At 72.3% G+C, this 2,265-nt stretch carries 3 protein-coding genes; all 3 read right to left on the bottom strand.

Translation table 11 applies throughout. The features are described 5' to 3' along the window. The coding region (locus PSH25_RS26620) for a uroporphyrinogen-III synthase (RefSeq protein ID WP_238661646.1) at positions 1-549 on the bottom strand (549 nt) is incomplete at its 3' end. Then, a complete protein-coding gene (nirD, locus tag PSH25_RS26615) occupies positions 549-896 on the bottom strand; it encodes a nitrite reductase small subunit NirD (RefSeq protein ID WP_238661645.1) in 348 nt (115 codons plus the stop codon). The genes PSH25_RS26620 and nirD, both read right to left, overlap by 1 nt. Continuing rightward, positions 893-2,265, bottom strand: a 1,373-nt coding sequence (gene nirB / locus PSH25_RS26610; RefSeq protein ID WP_238661644.1) for a nitrite reductase large subunit NirB, incomplete at its 5' end; no start/stop codon positions are given. The genes nirB and nirD, both read right to left, overlap by 4 nt.

Raw genomic sequence — 2,265 nt, 5'->3', positions numbered from 1 at the left:
CCGGTGCAGCGGCGCCGGGTCGGTCGGCGGCGCCCAGCGGTAGACCGGCACCTCGATGACCGTGGCGCCGGCCGCCTCCAGCGCGAGCGTGCACTCGGGCTGCCGCTCGCCGTGCAGCTGCATGGCGATCACCTGCCCGGCCACGCCGCGCCGGCGCAGGTGGTCGACCACCTCGTCGCAGCTCTCCGAGGCGGGCGACCACTGGTCGTGCAGCCCGGCCGCCCGGATCGCGCCACGTGCCTTCGGGCCGCGCGCCACCACGTACGAGCTGGCCAGCACCGAGCGCAGCGGCTCGGCCAGCCCCCACCCCTCGGCCGCTTCCAGCCAGCCGCGCATGCCGATGCCGGTGTTGGCCATCAGGATGTCCGGCGGCTGGTCGAGGCAGGCGCGGGTCGCCTCGCGCAGCTCGGTGTCGTCGGACAGCGGCACGATCCGCAGCGCCGGGGCGAGCACCACCCGGGCGCCCCGGCGTTCGAGCAGCGCGGCCAACTCGTCGCGCCGCCGGTCGGCGGTCACCCCGATGGTGAAGCCCGCCAGTTCTTCCCGCATCAAGCCTCCTGTCGCAGCCGCACCTCGACCAGCCCGTTGCGGCAACGCGCGTCGTGTCGGGCCACGGCCACCCCGGGCAGGTCGAGGCAGTGCCCGCTGCGCAGGTCGTACACCTGCTTGTGCAGCGGTGAGGCGACCGTCGGCACTCCGCCACGGCTGCCGACGATGCCCCGGGACAGCACGTACGCCCCGGAGACCGGATCGCGGTTGTCGATCGCGAACAGCCCGTCGGCGGTTCGGAAGAGGGCGATCTGCACCCCGTCGACCAGGGCGGCGACGCCCCGGTCCGGTTCCAACCGGTCGAGAAGGCAGACGGTGGTCCAGGTCAGGGTGAGGGTCTGGGTCATCGCCGTACCTCCGGTAGGCCGAGGGTGACCGGTTGCCGACGGTGACCGTTGGTCGGCTCGGATCCGGTCGGGGACTGGTCACGTACGGGGACCGGCTGGCCGCGTTCCCGGGTGAAGGTGATCGACGGGTCGGGCACGTCGGGGGCGTTGACGAAGGAGGTGTAGCGGCGCAGCCGCTCCGGGTCGTCCAGGACGTCGCGCCACTCGTCGGAGTACGACGACACGTGCCGGGCCATCGCCGCGTCGAGGTCCTCGCAGAGCCCGAGCGAGTCGTCCACGATCACCGAGCGCAGGTGGTCCAGGCCGCCGTCCATCGCCTCGATCCAGCCGGCGGTGCGTTGCAGCCGGTCGGCGGTGCGGATGTAGTAGATCAGGAATCTGTCGATCAGCCTGATCAGCGCTTCTGTCGACAAATCAGTGGCGAACAGGTCGGCGTGCCGGGGCCGGAAGCCGCCGTTGCCGCCGACGTAGAGGTTCCAGCCGGTCTCGGTGGCGATGATGCCGAAGTCCTTGCTGCGCGCCTCCGCGCACTCCCGGGCGCAACCGGAGACCGCCGACTTCAGCTTGTGTGGCGCACGCAGCCCGCGATAGCGCAGCTCCAGCGCCACGGCCAGCCCCACCGAGTCCTGCACCCCGTACCGGCACCAGGTCTCGCCCACGCACGACTTCACCGTGCGCAGCGCCTTGCCGTACGCGTGCCCGGACTCGAAGCCGGCGTCCACCAGCCGCCGCCAGATCTGCGGCAGCTGCTCCACCCGCGCCCCGAACAGGTCGATCCGCTGCCCCCCGGTGATCTTCGTGTAGAGCTGGAAGTCCCGGGCGACCTCGCCGATCACGATCAGCTTCTCCGGGGTGATCTCGCCGCCCGGGATCCGGGGCACCACCGAGTAGCTGCCGTCGCGTTGCAGGTTGGCCAGGAAGTGGTCGTTGGTGTCCTGCAACGACGCCTGCTCGCCGTCGAGCACGTGCCCGCTGCCCAGCGAGGCGAGGATCGACGCCACCACCGGCTTGCAGATGTCGCAGCCACGGCCCCGACCGTGCTCAGCGACCAGTCGGGAGAAGGTGCGGATGCCGCGGACCCGAACGATCTCGAACAGCTCCCGCCGGCTGACGTCGAAGTGCTCGCAGAGCGCGCTGGACTGCGCCACCCCGGCCGCGTCCAGGAGCTGCTTCAGCATCGGTACGCAGGAACCACAACTGGTGCCGGCCCGGGTGCACGCCTTCAACGCCGGCACGTCCGCGCAACCGTAGGCGATCGCGGCGTCCACGTCGCCCCGGGTCACCGCGTTGCAGGAGCAGACCTGCGCGGTGGCCGGCAGCGCCCCGGCGTCCGCGCCGCCGCCGTCGGGCGCGAGCAGCGCCAGCGGCG

Origin of the sequence: Micromonospora foliorum (assembly GCF_022229015.1) — a bacterium.
Classification (GTDB): domain Bacteria; phylum Actinomycetota; class Actinomycetes; order Mycobacteriales; family Micromonosporaceae; genus Micromonospora; species Micromonospora foliorum.
This window is presented reverse-complemented; position numbering and strand designations above follow the sequence as displayed.

Bases quoted from the DNA above. Each gene is read 5' to 3' on its own strand.
- nirD (WP_238661645.1), bottom strand. From the start codon at position 896: ATGACCCAGACCCTCACCCTGACCTGGACCACCGTCTGCCTTCTCGAC.